General features: G+C 43.1%; 18 protein-coding genes and 1 riboswitch. Of the genes, 9 read left to right on the top strand and 9 right to left on the bottom strand.

The annotated features are described in order from the left end of the window. Positions 1-32 precede the first annotated feature (32 nt). Complete coding sequence (locus tag PPA03S_RS01745; RefSeq protein ID WP_062319890.1) at positions 33-905, bottom strand: LysR family transcriptional regulator; 873 nt, start codon at positions 903-905, stop codon at positions 33-35. A 111-nt stretch (positions 906-1016) separates the two neighbouring features. Here PPA03S_RS01745 and dapA point away from each other — a divergent pair, with 111 nt between their 5' ends. Beyond that, on the top strand, positions 1017-1913 hold the full coding sequence (gene dapA / locus PPA03S_RS01740; RefSeq protein ID WP_062319183.1) for a 4-hydroxy-tetrahydrodipicolinate synthase: 897 nt from the start codon (positions 1017-1019) through the stop codon (positions 1911-1913). 157 nt (positions 1914-2070) lie between these two features. On the opposite strand, the gene PPA03S_RS01735 is transcribed toward dapA, so the two are convergent. Beyond that, positions 2071-2985, bottom strand: coding sequence for an arginase family protein (locus tag PPA03S_RS01735; RefSeq protein ID WP_062319181.1), 915 nt, complete (start codon positions 2983-2985; stop codon positions 2071-2073). 104 nt (positions 2986-3089) lie between these two features. Here PPA03S_RS01735 and PPA03S_RS01730 point away from each other — a divergent pair, with 104 nt between their 5' ends. Further along, entirely contained in the window at positions 3090-3452 is a 363-nt protein-coding gene (locus PPA03S_RS01730) for a winged helix-turn-helix transcriptional regulator (RefSeq protein ID WP_062319179.1), read from the top strand. Further along, positions 3445-3828, top strand: coding sequence for a winged helix-turn-helix transcriptional regulator (locus PPA03S_RS01725; RefSeq protein ID WP_062319177.1), 384 nt, complete (start codon positions 3445-3447; stop codon positions 3826-3828). Before PPA03S_RS01730 ends, PPA03S_RS01725 begins: the two co-directional genes overlap by 8 nt. 79 nt (positions 3829-3907) lie before the next feature. Here the strand turns inward: PPA03S_RS01725 and PPA03S_RS01720 are convergent, their stop codons facing one another. The 4 genes from PPA03S_RS01720 to PPA03S_RS01705 form a co-directional block, all read right to left on the bottom strand. After that, the gene (locus PPA03S_RS01720) at positions 3908-5335 is read right to left on the bottom strand and encodes a hypothetical protein (protein ID WP_062319175.1); all 1428 of its coding nucleotides are present in this window, start codon (positions 5333-5335) and stop codon (positions 3908-3910) included. A gap of 354 nt (positions 5336-5689) precedes the next feature. After that, positions 5690-6529 (bottom strand): formylglycine-generating enzyme family protein, encoded by an 840-nt coding sequence (locus PPA03S_RS01715; protein ID WP_062319173.1) that lies wholly within the window; start codon positions 6527-6529, stop codon positions 5690-5692. 167 nt (positions 6530-6696) lie between these two features. After that, the gene (gene xynA / locus PPA03S_RS01710) at positions 6697-7332 is read right to left on the bottom strand and encodes an endo-1,4-beta-xylanase XynA (RefSeq protein ID WP_062319171.1); all 636 of its coding nucleotides are present in this window, start codon (positions 7330-7332) and stop codon (positions 6697-6699) included. A 278-nt stretch (positions 7333-7610) separates the two neighbouring features. Continuing rightward, entirely contained in the window at positions 7611-8528 is a 918-nt protein-coding gene (locus tag PPA03S_RS01705; protein WP_062319169.1) for a hypothetical protein, read from the bottom strand. Between the two features lie 236 nt (positions 8529-8764). Here PPA03S_RS01705 and PPA03S_RS01700 point away from each other — a divergent pair, with 236 nt between their 5' ends. The 3 genes from PPA03S_RS01700 (at position 8765) to PPA03S_RS01690 (ending at position 11865) form a co-directional block, all read left to right on the top strand. After that, positions 8765-9427, top strand: coding sequence for an MBL fold metallo-hydrolase (locus tag PPA03S_RS01700; protein ID WP_062319167.1), 663 nt, complete (start codon positions 8765-8767; stop codon positions 9425-9427). A gap of 250 nt (positions 9428-9677) precedes the next feature. Beyond that, positions 9678-10583, top strand: coding sequence for an ArsR/SmtB family transcription factor (locus tag PPA03S_RS01695; protein WP_062319165.1), 906 nt, complete (start codon positions 9678-9680; stop codon positions 10581-10583). A gap of 40 nt (positions 10584-10623) precedes the next feature. Continuing rightward, complete coding sequence (locus PPA03S_RS01690) at positions 10624-11865, top strand: MFS transporter (protein ID WP_062319163.1); 1242 nt, start codon at positions 10624-10626, stop codon at positions 11863-11865. A 152-nt stretch (positions 11866-12017) separates the two neighbouring features. On the opposite strand, the gene PPA03S_RS01685 is transcribed toward PPA03S_RS01690, so the two are convergent. The 3 genes from PPA03S_RS01685 to PPA03S_RS01675 are packed head-to-tail and all read right to left on the bottom strand — an operon-like array spanning position 12018 to position 13599. Then, on the bottom strand, positions 12018-12503 hold the full coding sequence (locus tag PPA03S_RS01685; RefSeq protein ID WP_062319161.1) for a nitroreductase family protein: 486 nt from the start codon (positions 12501-12503) through the stop codon (positions 12018-12020). Positions 12504-12520: 17 nt separating this feature from the next. Continuing rightward, on the bottom strand, positions 12521-13105 hold the full coding sequence (locus tag PPA03S_RS01680; RefSeq protein ID WP_068963910.1) for a nitroreductase family protein: 585 nt from the start codon (positions 13103-13105) through the stop codon (positions 12521-12523). A gap of 11 nt (positions 13106-13116) precedes the next feature. After that, the gene (locus tag PPA03S_RS01675; protein WP_062319157.1) at positions 13117-13599 is read right to left on the bottom strand and encodes a MarR family transcriptional regulator; all 483 of its coding nucleotides are present in this window, start codon (positions 13597-13599) and stop codon (positions 13117-13119) included. 226 nt (positions 13600-13825) lie between these two features. Beyond that, a riboswitch (ZMP/ZTP riboswitch) is annotated at positions 13826-13906 on the top strand. Positions 13907-13957: 51 nt separating this feature from the next. Between PPA03S_RS01675 and PPA03S_RS01670 the strand changes: the two genes are divergently transcribed. From PPA03S_RS01670 to PPA03S_RS01660, 3 genes are all read left to right on the top strand, one after another. Further along, positions 13958-14809, top strand: coding sequence for a bifunctional 5,10-methylenetetrahydrofolate dehydrogenase/5,10-methenyltetrahydrofolate cyclohydrolase (locus tag PPA03S_RS01670; RefSeq protein ID WP_062319156.1), 852 nt, complete (start codon positions 13958-13960; stop codon positions 14807-14809). A 166-nt stretch (positions 14810-14975) separates the two neighbouring features. After that, entirely contained in the window at positions 14976-15740 is a 765-nt protein-coding gene (locus PPA03S_RS01665; RefSeq protein ID WP_062319154.1) for a DUF817 domain-containing protein, read from the top strand. Positions 15741-15819: 79 nt separating this feature from the next. Further along, on the top strand, positions 15820-16632 hold the full coding sequence (locus tag PPA03S_RS01660) for an undecaprenyl-diphosphate phosphatase (protein WP_062319151.1): 813 nt from the start codon (positions 15820-15822) through the stop codon (positions 16630-16632). The last annotated feature ends 109 nt before the right edge of the window (positions 16633-16741 follow it).

The raw sequence follows: 16741 nt of genomic DNA, 5'->3' as shown, positions 1-16741 counted from the left end.
TTATTACCTAATCATCTAACACCTTCGGTGCTTTAGTTTTTCAAACTTTCCATAAAATACTGGAGTGCGTTGGACACCCACTTCTTTGGGTGTAGAACGAGTTGAATTTCGAGTTGCAGGTCTTCATGTTCAAGAGGCAAGGCCCTTAATTCCCCTCGCTCAATTTCCTCCATTACAGCCATTTGCGGCAGAATAGAAATGCCTTCTCCTGCCTTAATACTTCTTTTGATCGCTTCCGGATTACCAAGTTCCAACCCGATTCGATAGGGGATTGAATTTGCCCGAAGCACTCTTTCCAGCAGCTGTCTGTAATTGCAAGTATCTTCAGGCATGATCCACTCCATATCCATTAGATCATTCAACTCAACCTGCTCTTTGTCGATAAGCGGATGTTGCGGATGGACAATCAGCAATAGCGGTTCCTTGCGAATGGTGATCCATTGCAAAGCTGGATCGCTCGAATCGTCTGCGAGAATAAGCCCAATGTCGGCTTCGCCCTCCCTAACCTGGTGCAAAATTAACCCCTCACGATTCGTATGCAGTCGTATGTTGAGATCCGGGTATTCCTTACGTGTGTCTTGCATATATGGAGGTAAAAAGTAAGAAGCGATAGAATCCATCGTACCAATCGTCAAGGAGCCTCCACCCTGCTTCGCCATTTTTTCCTTGGATTGTTCGTACAGTTCCAACATCTGTCCGGCGAGCTTGAACAGCTCTTCCCCGGCCGAAGTCAGACGAATTTTGTTATTGCTATAGCGTTCAAACAGTTTGACTTCATATGCTTTTTCCAGCTTCTGAATTTGCGTAGTAACGCTGGATTGTGCATAACCCAGCACCTCTGCTGCTCTGGTGAAGCTTTCGCGAATTGCGACTTCTCTGAACGTTTGAAGATAGATTAGATCCAGCTTGCTCACCTCATCGAAAATATTGATGACAACTATCATTTGTTATAGATAACTGTGATGTTGGTTCCTATGATACATTAGTTTCAATATAACGTGAAGGGGTAGCAGATAATGATGAACGAACAACAAATTCATGGGATTTATATACCTGTAATTGCACCTTTTACAAATGACAACAAGCTGGATATTGATTCGTATCGAAAGTATATTACCCACCTTGCCAACCATGACATTCAGGGATTGGTCGTGAACGGCACGACAGGAGAATCTCCTACCGTCTCATGGGATGAAGTCAAGCAAATGGTTCAGGCAACGAAGGAGATTCTGACCAGCTTGAACAAAACGGTTCCCGTCGTCGTGGGGACAGGAACAAATGATACCTATTCCACCATTCAACGGACCGAAATGGCTGCGGAATTAGGGGCTGATGCGGCTCTGGTGGTCACTCCCTATTACAACAGACCAACGCAAGAAGGAATTCTAGCGCATTTTTCCAGTGTTTCCCGCACAGGATTGCCGATCCTGGTGTATGAGATCCCGGCTCGAACCGGCAGTCGGATGACATTGGATACGGTACGAAAAGTTATGGATCTGGATGGGGTTATTGGGCTAAAGGATAGTTCTGGCGGTTTGGATCTGTTGTTGGCTCTATCTCAATATGAGATGAAACCTGTGCTTTGCGGCGAGGATGCTTATTTCCATGCCATGCTCTGCCAAGGTGCTGCAGGAGGCATGATGGCTTCTGCGAGTATACACACCCAACGGTTCGTTGAGGTATATCAACGCTTTGCTTCGGGTGATATCCTTGGGTCAAGAGACAGCTTTAAGCAATTGGAACCGCTAATCGATCACGTTTTTACAGAACCTGCTCCAGCTTTGATCAAATGGTGGCTCGCTCAGCAACAACTTATTTCAACTGCTCAACTGCGACTGCCGCTAACTGCTGCAACGGAAAATGGAAAACAAAAGTTGACAGATACACTTATGAATATGGTTGTACATTCTTAAACAAACATATATTGACTAGAGCCGTATTGAAAAATACGGCTCTTTGGGTTTGATTCATTTATTTGATTCATTTGTTTGATTCATTTATTTGATTCATTTGTTTTTTTATTTGAATCATTACATGGTTCTAGGAATTTGGTAGCTGATGATTATTATTTTATTGGTTCAAAATAGGTATTTCTTCAAGTAGATTCTTTAAGTTTATTGCGTCCCATGGCATATGCTCGGTTATACCCAGCCCAACGACATCTGCTTGCTCGGACAACTCTTTTATCAAATGAAGAAGCTGCGGAAAACGCATGGTACCAGCAGGAGAAAAAATGTAAGGCTCCTCAGGATTGGCGAATAATAATGAACGAAATGCTCTGGGATCAAGCACGTCCAGATCAAGGTGGATCGCCAGTTGTTTAATGCCGCTTTCCTTAATCCACTCTTGTATAGACTCAGTGCTGTACGCAAGTTCTTCGGTTCCTGCTGTTCTGATGCCCAACCTTTGAATCATTTCTGTATCCGATTCTGCCGTAGTGATCCCTAATCTTTGAAATGCTTCTGAAATTACTTTGCTTTCTTGTTCCGTAGGCGTTGCTAACCCCGCGATAAATACATTTTCAGGTTTTAGAGGAATTTTTACATGTTTTGCAAACTCCTCATCTCCTTCTCCCAATAGATTACCAAGGGGTAATGAATGGGCGTTATCATAACCCGCGTAACCAACCAGATCACTGTGCGCATCAATCCAAATCAAGCCTAATTCTCCATTATACCGTTCGTTCAAATAGGCAAATGGGGCTTGTTCGACCAAGCAGTCTCCACCAAACATGACGATACGGTCAGGCTTGTGTGCTTGAATGATCTGCTGGGCTGCTTCCAATTGCTCCATTAACTGTTTTCTACCATTTACACCATTTTCGTTCTCCAGTGGAGTTCCCTCATATGCTTGTACAGGAACTTGAATCAACGGTTGATCATTATCCGGAGCAAGCCAGGCAAGCAGTTCCGCTCCAAAAGAGTAGTTGGGATTATTTCCTCCTTGCCATTGCGGCATTAACAGGCGTATTGTTTTTTGATTCATGTTCTCTCTCCTTTACTTCAAAGTAAGGTTAGTATAAACTGAACGCAAATCAAAAAGTAGTACGCACTATTATGATAGGTACTACCTGAAAGGATAGCACTAATATGAGTATGGCTGAATTTCAAGGTAAGGTAAAACATATTCAAGACACCCCTTTTGGCTACACACTGTCTGTTATTGGCGGCAAATGGAAGATGGTCATTATTTATCTTTTGGCTGAAAACCAACCGGTACGCTTTAATGAACTGAAAAGACAGATTGGAGCGATTACGTTCAAAACATTGAGTTCACAACTAAAAGAATTGGAAGCAGATGGTATGGTCGAACGGAAAGAGTATCCTCAAGTCCCTCCTAAAGTGGAATACAGTCTGACACTTAAGGCGGAAACGTTATTGCCCGTTCTGGAAGACTTATGTGAGTGGGGAGTAAAAAATCAAAGTGAAAGAGATGTGTTGGAGGATGATTAACTTTAGAAATAAGACCTATCGCTGCACCTCGGAAATTGTTATGGGCTTACTTAGCGGAAAATGGAAAATTTCTATACTCAATCACTTAACCAAAGGTCCCCTTCGGTTTAATGAGCTGCAGCGACTTCTTCCTGACGCTACCCAACGCATGATCACGATGCAGCTCAGAATGCTTGAAACCGATGGTTTGATTATTCGCAAGGTCTACCCGGTTGCACCACCAAAAGTAGAATATTATTTGTCCGATCTGGGCGAGGAACTGGCCCCCATGCTTCAGATGTTGTGCAAGTTTGGCACAACCTATATCGAGAAATTTCCCGACGAAGTATTCTGCGACAATGATGACTCTCCCCGTGAGATCGTTAACGCAAATTAAAATTGTCGTGATTGGACGGCAGCAGCTCTATTTGAATACGCTGCCGCCGTCCGATCATCTATCATAAGTGTTTAAAGAATTACAACACCATGAATTGTGTTCCATATCCTTTCCCGGAAACAAAAGCTGCTTCCAGCTCCTCTTCATCACCTTTTTCCAACAACACCACATTTTCAGGATACAACTTGCCTAACAAAGCCCATTGCACAAGTTCATTTCTGCCCGTCGGAATGAAATGGATTCCCTCATCCGTATTTGTCACCAATCCAGAATGCGACAGTATGTCCTCTACCCGATGAAAACTGGTTGATGTTCGCTTCATCATAGCACTCATGGAATTAATGTTCCCATCTGGCCGATATGAAAATCGATGGCCTCTAAAGAGTTGGCCGAGATCTACTGTAAATAAGCAACCTCCCCTCTCCAGACTGAAACGAATGGTTGTTCGGTCTGAATCTGTATTCGGCAGCAACCGTGCGATGGATGGAAGATCACTGTGCTCTTCAGAAATGTGAAGTAGGTCCTTGCTACCCGGAATACCCGTTCCTGCTTCGTTGCGGGGTGCCGCATAATAATCGTCATACTCGTATTCGAATGAGATGGACACTATATCTTGTGTATCTTCTGCCTGAATGGTTTGTACCGGATGCCACTTCAGAAGATAACGCGCAGCCTTACCAGCCGACTCCCCCAAGCCAGCTGGAAATACGGTCCCCAAAGGATATTGAAAGCCATAACCAGCAGAGGTCAAACCCGAGCTAAGCACACTCTGTGCATACTGAATAATCGCCTTGTGAGTTAATTCCTTCCCGAGCAATTGAGTTAAAAAGACCTTACGGGCAGGCTCCACAAAACGTAGTCCTTTATATTGCGTATGTTCCTTGACTTCAAACGGTACTTGTTCCCAATTGGCAAAGGGAAGTAATGCATCCCGCAGCAGTACAAATTGGTGCAGGTATTCATTATATAGCTGCATAACTCTTGGTCCCCCAATGGGTCCCCAAACCTGAGCAATAGCTTCCGGGATCAGGGTATGACCATAGCAATGACTTCTAAACTCCAGCTCTCCCAGGACTTCCCGTCCATATTGTGCGAGAGCTCTTTTTTCGGAATTAATCTCTCGTGCCCACAGAACCAATTGTTCACCAATGCGTGCCGCTTGTGCCGTAATTTCAACACCCGGCTTATCCTTTAAAGCCAAAGGCCCAAGTGGTAGCGATGACCCATCACCGGAGATCGCCAAATTAGCCTCAAGGCTATCCAACAACACCGAAGGATCGCCGTTTATCGGTTCGCCAAGCTGAACAAGTATGGCCTCAAGCAGTTTATCCAGCTCTATGACGACCTCTTTTGCTCTATATATGCCTTCTGGCAATTTCCAATCCAGTGCTGAATTTTCGCCTGGTCTAATCGAGTCTTGTGGATGCGTGCCAATGAGAGACTCTACATCTATTGTGTTTCCCCATGCGATACGTTTTTCTTTCAAATGAAATTGATATTCTGGCATTTTCTTCACCCCATCAGTGATTATATATTGAACGACAGTTCAGCTTGCCGTTTGATTGTTAGATTATCAGGTTCTCTGATCGTTGAGTAGTACGCACTTTTTTGTATGATCCGATCATTTTTGTATCGTAGGATACTTTTTGATCCTGCATAATAGAGGTTCGGATTGTACGACAATGCATATTAGTAAAGCCGGTGATTCATGATCAACCACTGCTTTAAAAAGAATTACAAGTATCTCAAAAAGAGATGCCCCGGCTAATCTAGATTAGCGTGGTGCATCTCTTTATGTTCAACGAATTACTTTGCAGCATATGGGCCTGCTTAAATGGTTCGGGCACTTACGACGTTTCGGCTATTCTCCGCGAACAACACGAAAACCCTGATCGGGACCATAACCATTTGCATCGAATTTTCCTCGAAAAGCGATTTCGTTATTGTTAACACCGCCGATCCAGCCCCCGCCCTTCACCACCCGAAAGGAAGCAGTTTGGTTCTCAGAGTCGCTGTACCAGTCCCAGCACCATTCTCTTACATTGCCAGACATATCATAGATTCCAAGCTCGTTGGGTTTCTGGGTACCTATCGTTTTTGTTTTATTTTTGTTGCTCTCTATGGCAGGCCAGTTCCAATCTCCGCTTAAGATTTTGTCTCCGGCGTTCTTCCAATACCATGCGACTTCGTCGGCATTATTACTCCCACTGTATGTGTAATTCTTGCTCTCCTGACCTCCGCTTGCGGCATATTCCCATTCCGCTTCTGTAGGCAGTCGGTAACCGTTAGTTCCCTCATTAATCGTTACTGTCCATTTCAAATTATCGTTATCATTCTTATTATTCAGGTCCTTGGTATTTTTATCTATATTGTAATGCGGCTTCAAGCCTTCTTGAATACTTCTTTGATTGCAGTACTCTACCACGTCATACCAACTCACCATCTCCACTGGCAGCTGGTCTCCTTGGAATCCGGAGGGGTTGTTCCCCATGACATCTTCCCATTCTTTTTGAGTTACCTCATATTTACCAATATAAAAATTCGACAGGGTCACACCTCTCCCGGCGAAATTGGATTTGCTGTTCTTAAACGTCCCGCCTTCCACGAATACAAGGTTATCCTTTGGTTCGGGTTTATCCTGCGAGCACGCGCTGATCACTATCATTGTTGCTATTAAAAATAACATTAATAGCTTTCTCATTGAACGATCTCCTTTAAGCTAATGGGAAAATAATATGAATGATTTTTTCCATTCGCATCCGGCAACGTCGAAAGCCGTTTATCTGACGAGAAACGGCCTTAACGCATCCGGATTGATGATGTATTACATCCTGTTTGACATCATAAAAAGTGCTTAACTTGGATGGATTACCACACCGTCACGTTTGAACTTCCGCTGCTTTGATATCCTTCTGTCGCTAATACCTGATAAGACCAGCTGCTGCCCAGATTCATTCCTTTGCTTGCCCAGGCGTTCACATGGTTGCTGAATGTGATTGCAGAGTTGACACCTGTCGGTCTCTTCGACTGCCTTACACTCCAGTACTGGGCAAAGGTTTGTGTGCCATCAATGGAAGGTGCATTGTACCGCATCGTCGTATAAATATCATACGTGCCACCATCACTGTTCACAGTACCTTTATAACTTCCCGTTGGTCGATACGTACCCCAGCTGTCCACAACGTAATATTCGATAAGTGAATTTCTCGTCCATCCGTAGAGGGTCAAATACCCATTGCCAGATGGTGCAAACACGCCTGCATTATAGTTAACTGTCCGGTTTGGAGATCCGACATTCCACCCTTTACCCACCACAAAATTCCCTGTATTTTGCCATGTCACACTGTAATTACCGCCTGATCCATTAACAGCATTAACTGTACCGCCGCCATCGGTCCAATTTTGCCAATAATCTGTCGCCGCACTTGAAGTTGCCGCAAATACCCCAAAACTCATGGAAGCTGCCAGAACGACCGTCAACATTTTTTTACCAAATTTGAACATACTCTACCTCCTGATATGATTGTATTTTCACTAAAAAACTACGATTAGTTTGATTCTCTGTGATGTGTATCAGTTTGCCATTTGATCTTTTTTACTTTTACCTCCTTTCTGACTAAATTATAGAATGATAGCGGTTACATAAAAACCTGGCAAACTAAAGATTAATCTCTAATATGTTTAGATTATGTCTGCTCCCCTTCTAAAAATCGACTTGTACCTACAAGAAAAAAATATGCAAAAAGCCGCCCAGAAGGGCGGCTTAGAAATAAATGCTATGCTTAGAAATTTCTAATCCTCTCAACTTCTACTGCGTCATCTGTACCCTCAACCCACATATAATAGCGTGTTTTATCTTTATATATACGTACTTTCGGATACAATGATTGTAGGCTAAAAAAATTCGGCTCTACTTGCATCCATATTTCACCATTTAAGAGTTGATAACTATTCCTTATACTGTATCCATCAAAGTATTCCATCTCAGTATCAACAAAATCAGTCACATTGTTTTGGAGATAATCTAAATAAGTGCTAAGAGGATCCAATCTATTTATTTCTTCATTTAACTGTGAGAATGGAACCTTTATGTCTATAAATCCCTCTGACAATTCTGCAACTTGAGAGGGATAAAATCGAATAACTATACCATTATCGTAGTAATAAAATGGTGTGGAAGAGCTTATGGGAATATCATATATGCTCTTTTCATAAATTTTAATTCCCTTATTATACTTGAGCTGAAGGTTATGAGATAAAATAGACACAAGATTGGCCTTTTTTTGATCAGAATCTACTACATCGTATAATGTAATTCGGTCACCTGTTGCAAGATCAAAATTATAAATAATGGATACATATGTTCCTATATTGTCATCGCTGTAATTGAGTCCATCTGTGTAAGCTACAGATAATATTTTATTATTATTGTAAGTTGTTTTCACGCTCGTTTTGTTCCAAGCTGCGCTATTATTCTGTTGGAGAGCCTTGTTGTCATTCGCTACTTTTACTGTATGTTCCTTTAAAGTATCATTTATTTTTTTTATAACTGTTGCATTTCCACCACTAATTTGTACATACGGTTGACCTTTATAGGTATGTACAGCTGTTTTAACTGTTGTTGAAGCTTCCGTTGAATTTGATGAGAATAATACGTAACTCGTTAAGAATAATAGTGTTGCCAAGCTTAATTTCTTCATTATAGATCCTGCACCTCCAACATTTCTGTACCAGCTGTGTAAGCTAAATGATATTCCCTCCTTTTTTATATTACCATTAATATTATTTTTGAAGAAACTGTCTATATCTCAAAATATCATTTTAAAACTTTTTTTAGAAGTTATATCCTCCCTTCCCCTTTTTCTATTCCGTATCTTTTTACGAAGTTGATTCGTTTACAAAGAGATACTATTTCTTTCTACGGAGGACTAATATTATGGAAATTTCAAAGGGAGTCGAAATGCTCCATCTGGACTATCATGGGAATGTGATCCACCCCATTCTTTTAAAGGACCAAGAAATGAATATTCTAATAGACACTGGTTTTCCAGGTCAATTCGAGGAATTACGTGCGGCAATGGGAAAAGCTGGCGTCCCGTTAGACAAATTAACTGCGGTGATATTGACCCATCAGGATGTCGATCATATAGGGAATCTTCCTGAAATTTTGCAGGCGTGTGGCAGCGAACTTACAGTATATGCACACGAATTGGATAAACCGTATATTCAGGGGGAGCTGCCTCTCTTGAAAGATGGTCATTTGGACAATCCTCCAAAGGGCACAGTGCACGATACCCTAATAGATGGTCAGGAACTGTCGTTTTGCGGCGGAATTCGGATCATCCATACCCCTGGACATACACCAGGTCATATCAGTCTTTACTTGAAGGAAAGCAAAACTCTTATTGCGGGGGATTCGATGTACAGTGTAAACGGAAAACTAGGGGGGATTCATGCCCCGACCACACCAGATATGAATGCAGCACAGCTATCATTGAGAAAGTATGCAGATCTTGACCTTACAACCGTGGTTTGTTATCACGGGGGAATGAGTGATGTACATGTGAAAGATCAGATAGCTGGAATCATACAAGGTTAACGTTACAATATACTCTTTTGGAGAGTATTAATCGGTTATTTTAAAACAGGTCTGCTCATTTTACTCTCAGAATAAATCCTAAAGACGTTTCTTCAGGTGCTCCCATCCTTGGAACGTCTTTTTTCGTTGAAGAGAATCAGTAAAAATCATTGGACATTTTTGTTGCAAACCCATAATTGTTCGTATACAATAAAACAAATTAGTTGTTCTATAAATATAGAACAATAAAGACGAGGAGAAATTTCGAGCTATGAACTACAAAGTGAAAGTTGATTTCGCACCCATTTATGAATGTGTAAGTAGCCTGACGGTTTTCATGAGCAAACAGAATCATAATGCTCTGGATGCTGGAAAACTGTGGGTTCGAGAAGTGCAGGATCGATTCGCACCTGCCAAACTCCAACAAATGCGGGAGACGATAAAGCTTGTAGGCGATTTCAGCCTTGCGCCTTATATTTGGAGTTGTCCTGGAGAACGCTCAGTGAGTGGTTTTTTGGAGTGGCTTGAAGATCTGTCTACAGGCCAGCTGTATGACATCGCTGCTAACGTGAAGTTGTCCGTTCCCTCCAATCTCCCGGAACTGCGCAGTCGGACATCCGAAGCGCTGCGTGAATGGGATGCCCACTATTTCAGTCAAATCGATTCGGCGATTGTTGAAGGTCTTGCCTTAGAAGCTGAAACCAGACGGTCCACTCTAAACGGAACCAATGACCTAGAGGTCTATGAGGAGGCTACGGAGGGTATGCGTCTTTATCCCACCCCTCTGCTCAAACAAGTGATTCTAATCCCTCAATATCATGCCCGTCCCTTTGTCACCTCAGCAATCTTTGATGAAGTGATTTTCACCAGTTACTCTGCCGATATTCTCCCTCCAGCAGCGGGTCGGCCTGAACATAAGCTGTTGCGTCTAACACGAGCATTGTCCGACGAAACCAGATTATACATCCTTCGTCTGTTGGCCGGAAGACAATTAACCTTCACCGAGATCGTTAGCGAGGTTAAACTTTCTAAAAGTACGGTGCACTACCATCTGATTTCCTTGAGGGCAGCGGGGCTTGTCATCGTACATTACAACCAAAAAACGACCTCTTACAGCCTGCGTCTGGAAGCCCTCAACAAACTTTCGGAACAGATTTCAGCTTATATCGAAGAATGATCATCAGGTCCCTTTAACCCACGCATACGGAGGAGCTCTCATGCTTAAGCGCAGTTATTATGGTTTATTAGCTACTGTTACTCTTAGTTCTTTTGGTGACGTATTTGGTCTTCTGGCTATGGAATGGCTTGTCTATGAAATAACTGCATCTAAAATGGCCATGGGTGCGATGGCACTAAGCTTTACGATTCTAGAAGTAGCCTTTCGGTTGATCGGCTCGCCTTTGTCCGATCGGTTACACCGTGGCCGGTTCATGGCAGTGCTCGCTGCTGTTAGATTACTTGCTCTCTTATTACCGCTGAGTCTGGGACTCGCGGGCCACTTGCAATTATGGCATCTTTTTCTGGCCGCAGGGCTGAGCGGGGCGTGTTCTGCCCTATTCATGCCCACAGCGATGGCTATTGTTCCGGGAGTATCAGGTGAACGCAAACTGGTGCGTTCATTCGCGGTAATCGACGGCTGCCGTAATGCAGCTGCCTTGTTGGGGCCGGCCCTGGCCGGAGCGCTTACTGCCGCCGCCGGAGCGTTGCCGACGCTTGGCATCAACGCCGTATGTTACACCGCCGCCATCGCCACACTGCTCTGTCTTCCCGCAATGCAGAAGCCAGCGGCAGCAAAGGACTCCTTTTCCATTAAAGCTTATATCAGAGATATTCATGAAGGGTTCTCCTTTTATCGTAGTTTCCCCGCCATGCTCTCGATTATGGGAATGGTTGCGATCAGTAACATGTCTTCTGTGGCCATCTGGACGATGATGATTCCTTTTGTACGTGAAGTGTTACATCGGGATGCCGCTGCTATGGGCACACTGACCACTGCTTCCGCATGTGGCACATTAGTAGGATTAGTAGTCATCTCGTGGTTGGGTGAAATCAAAAGACGACGGACAGTGATGCTGGGCAGTCTTTCAATCATCGGGCTTTTTAACGCCTTACTGGGCCTATTCCCGAGTTACCCGTTTGCACTCGTTGCCTTATGTATCGCTGGTGCTGCAGGACCTTTCTTTGGTTCTCTCAGTTCTTCTTTGCATGGCACGCTTGTTCCTGGACCTCTGCAAGGTAGAGTCAACTCTATACGTTTCCTAATTGGTGGAGGACTGCAGCCTGTAGGTGCTTTGGCAGGTGCAGCGGTGGCAGAACGCTACGGTCTGCCTATCCTATTCTTGTCTTTGGGTCTTCTTCCCTTGCTTTGTTCGGGCGCCGCAGCATTCCTTCCGAATCTGAAAAATTTAGATGGTGATTTATCCAGGTTACAAATTAATAGACAAAATAAGTTCATATAACATGGGATTTAACACACTATGGAATATAACTTTTTGAAAGAAGTGAATCTTTGGATTAGTCGTATGTACCCGCTTAAAAAAAGAACGACAAGTCCCAGTCAAGGCACTGTCGTTCCTCATTGATTTGAATTCACTTCCCTGTATCTCCACCTCTACAGCAGTTCGAACTGAAGCTGAGGTTCAAGTACCTCAGCTTTCCCCTCCGGCTGTTCAACGCCGTATCCCAATTCCAGGACCATAGCAATACGTTCATTGCCCAATACGCCAAACGTTTCAGCACGGCTCCGGTCGTACATCCAGTCATGCAACGTGCTGCGCACACCCAGGCCCTGTTCATGGGCAAGTAAGCGAAAATTTTGAATCAGACAGCAGACGGCTGCAAAGTCCTCTTCCCTCTTATGGTAATCCGCCTCTTCCTTCATCACGACCAGAAGATACGCTGAAGCGTACTCCTGTAAGCCCTGCATGATGTCCCCATTGTGGTTATCGGCAAAGATAAACCGCCACGGCTCACGGAGTCCATCATTTGGCGCCCATACGGCATGATTGAGCAATTCAAGGATTAGCTCCTGTGATACCGGTCGATCCAAAAACTCACTCGGACTCTCCATGTCTCCTTCCAGATCTGACAATTTCATATTTTTATCCTCCTCTTTTATGTAGCCTGCCCTCGCAATACGGTCCACTTCTCCTCAGCTGGTGTTCTCTTCCGACTTCTTGGCACTTTGTCGTAGTATCCTATATGAAGAATACCAACAAATCTCTCATGCTCACGTAAGCCAATTCCTTTGAAGAACCCTTCATGCTGAATCATGGACTCTGTATCCCACAGCATTCCTAACCCTCGTTCCCAGCCCAGCAGCTGAAAGCTCTGCATCATCTCGCATGCAGCTGCATAATTGCGGTCATTGGTCAGACGATCCGGTCCTACACTCGACATAACAATGACGTGGGCGGGAATATCGGTAAATCTCTTTTTAAAAACATCCAGCAGTTTTCCCGGAATCAGCTTGCCGAGCTTGCTCTGCGACATCTGTTCCAGCATGCAGTCCACCAACCGTTTGCGTGCTTCGGGAGTTCCGGCATATACAACACGCCATGAGCCAGCTTCAACAAATGGTTGAAGCCGTGTGGCCTTACGCAGCAATTCAACAACCAACTCCTGTTCCACCGGCGTAGAATTACATTTGCGAATACTTCTGCGTTCCCTGATCAATTCCGCCAGACTCAAGTGCTTCACTCTCCTTCGATTTATCTGGATTCAATATCCATACTGCTGTCTTGAAGAAATTGATGTATTATTTTCAGCTCCGGTTCCGAATATTTGTCCAATGAACGATAGAATCGTTCAGCTTCAAGTACATGCAGACGTTCATGCAGTTCAAAGATCTTTTTGCCTTGCGGCGACAATCTGAAATAGCTCTCCTTCTTGTTGTCATTCATTTTTGTACGTTTGACGAATCCTTCCTCCAGCAGTTTGCTGCCGATCTTGGTAATACTTGCTTTAGACAAATTCATCGCCTCGGCAATACCCGTGCTGTTAATCGGTTCATGTTTGCCAATGCAATCTATCATATGAACCGCGGTCAAATGCTGAGGGATTTTCTCGATGCTTTCCCGCTGGGCGATACTTAGAAAATGTTCAATTTCCGTATCCTTATGATTCTCGTATACATGTAATAACCGGATAAATTGGTCATACAGTAACTGTTTTGTTCGATCTTTTGAATCCATTCTTTTATCGCTCCTTATTTAGTAGTAAACAAAAAATACCCTTTTAATAAAAGATTATATACAAAAATCTAAAACTAAATTGTTTACCTGTGAACAATATACCATGAGTGATAATGGTTATCAACCAAGAATTACTGAATCCGTAAAAGCATATCTCTTATAAAGTGAAAGTCATCATAAAGTATTGAACATTTCTTTCTTTTCAAGTACGATCAATCTAAACTAAACGATCATATGTAACTGGCGAACACGGTGAACCGTGAGGGAGCATATGGTTTGCAATAAGCCGTACGCCTGGGCGAGGTAAGGAATATTTATTTCCTTGCCTCTTTTTTATGTTGAAAGGGCGATGTGAGAAATGAGTACAGACAAACTGATTTTGAATGGACAAAAGGTAGCAGATTTTATGAAGGAAGACATGGCCTCCAAGGTTGCAATTCTTAAGAAAAAAGGCATCCAACCTTGTCTCGCCACGATTTTGGTCGGAGATGACCCTTCATCAGCAACATATGTGCGCATGAAAGGAAATGCATGTGCTCGTTTAGGCGTACATTCGATCAAGGTCGTCCTTTCTGCACAAACGACAACGGAGGAATTGATAGAAGAGATTAACAAACTAAATGATAATCCTTCCGTCCATGGTATTTTACTTCAGCACCCGGTCCCGAATCATATCGATGAAAGAGCAGCTTTTGACACCATCAGCATCGAGAAGGATGTTGATGGAGTAACCACCCTTGGTTATGCACTTAATGCTTTTGGAAAAGCGGATTTCCCTTCATGCACACCACAGGCAATCATGCGTATTTTGGATTTCTACAATATTCAAATCGAGGGTAAACATGCGGTCGTTATCGGAAGAAGTCCAATTCTGGGCAAGCCTGTGTCAGCGATGCTGTTAAATCGGAATGCTACGGTGACCACCTGCCATTCCAAAACAGCAAATTTGGAAAATATCGTGAAGCTGGGAGATATCGTAGTTGCAGCTGTGGGCAAACCGCTCTTTGTTAAAGGAGACTGGATTAAATCCGGTGCTGTCGTTATCGATGCAGGTTATAACAAAGGCAACGTCGGTGATGTGGACTACGAAGCTTGTTTTATTCCTTCTTCATCAATTACACCTGTACCGGGCGGCGTTGGTCCTGTAACGATTGCGACGCTCATCGAACATACGATTAAATCTGCCTACAAGGTATCTGAAAATGCATAAATGAATTAGCCCAAAAACAAGGTCCCTCTGGTTGACGAGGGGCCTTGTTTGTTTTTGAATAAGCTGAATGGAAAATAAGAAAATATATATAGCTTTTTTTCTCTTTTTACAAATGGATCATATTTATATTATTATGAACAAGGCTTAGGAAGGAGATAAACATAAATTGAAACCTGTAATACAGCTCCTGCATTTTGGCTATCATCAGGCGATGAGTTGCATTTTTCCTGTGGCGATCTTTGGAACCTTAGCCCTGTCTAGCGTAATAAAGTTTCCCTTCCTTCATCGCTATGATGCCATTCTGCTTGTATTATTAATAGTTCAATACCTCATGTACCGCAGCGGGCTGGAAACACGTGATGAAATCAAAGTCATATGTATATTTCACTTGATTGGTTTGGTGCTGGAGATATATAAAGTTTGGATGGGATCATGGTCATATCCTGAGCCTGGTTATACAAAGCTTTTTGGCGTCCCCCTTTATAGTGGATTTATGTATGCTAGTGTAGCCAGCTTTATGTGTCAAATCTGGCGCAGATTGCGTATGGACATGATTGGCTGGCCCGGGTACACCTCTTCGGTACTGTTAGGTGGAGCCATCTACATTAATTTTTTCACACATCATTTTATTCCCGATTTTCGTTGGTGGCTGACGGCGCTTGTATTTATTGTATTCAGGAAAACATGGATTATCTACCGGGTACGATTAAGCACATATCGGATGCCTTTGACGCTCGCTTTTATCATCGTAGGTTTTTTCATCTGGACGGCTGAAAATATAGCTACTTTCTTTAATGGCTGGAAATACCCTGACCAATATGACTCTTGGCAGCTGGTTAGTTTTAGCAAAATCAGCTCGTGGTTCCTCCTGGTAATCATTAGTGTGATCATTGTTGCGCAACTGAAATACGTCAAAGCCAATCGAAAATAGTACCTATATGTTTACAAGTTTAGAAAGGTAACCGTTATGATTGGTGGATAAATAATCAAGATACTAGTAGGAGGAAACAATGGAAGATATTATTTTGTGGTTAAAATATGTATTATTAGGTATCGTACAAGGCGCTACAGAGCCTATTCCGGTTTCTTCAAGCGGACATCTGATTATCGTTCAACGATTGCTCGGCATGGAGCAGAATGGATTATCTTTTGAAATATTGACGAACACGGCCTCTCTGATTGCCATTATGTTTATCTTTCGAGAAGATATCAAAAAACTCATTGTAGGAGGCTGGCGGTTCCTAACTTCACGCAATGCAGAATACAGAGCAGACTTCATGTTTTGTTTATACATAATTATTGGTACCCTTCCTGCTGCGATCGGGGCTGTGTTATTTAAGGATAAAATTGAAGAGATATTCACTTCGGTCTATACCGTTGCGATTAGTTTACTGATTACAGGGGCTGCTCTATGGCTCATTCGAAACCTTCGGGGGCGGAAAAGAGATGGAGATTTGTCTGCGAAAGACGCAGTACTGGTAGGTCTCGCTCAAGCAGTGGCCCTTATTCCGGGAATAAGCCGCTCTGGTGCAACAGTCATTGCATCTATCGCCGTCGGGATGAAACAAGAAACGGCGTTGAAATTTTCCTTTATGCTCTACATTCCGATTAGCATCGGCGGAGTAATATTAGGTGCATCTGACATCGTATCCGATCCGAACCGGACGCAACTGGCTATACCTTACATTCTTGCGTTCATTACTACACTTATCGTAACCTACTTTTCAATGAAATGGTTTATGGGGATTATGGCTAAAGGGAACTTGATTTACTTTTCGTACTATTGCTTCGCTGTCGGAATTCTTTTACTTATTTTTTTGTAAACTAGGAAATCGATGTAGCATAAAGGGAACAATCAATAAGCTTTTGGTTGTTCCCTTTTTCATTGCAGCATATAGTTTAATATTAAAAAGCCGCCAATTTGGCGACTAC

Source organism: Paenibacillus pabuli NBRC 13638, assembly GCF_001514495.1.
GTDB classification, from domain to species: domain Bacteria; phylum Bacillota; class Bacilli; order Paenibacillales; family Paenibacillaceae; genus Paenibacillus; species Paenibacillus pabuli.
Note: the sequence above shows the minus strand (reverse complement) of the source record. Positions and strands in the feature narration are given on the sequence as shown.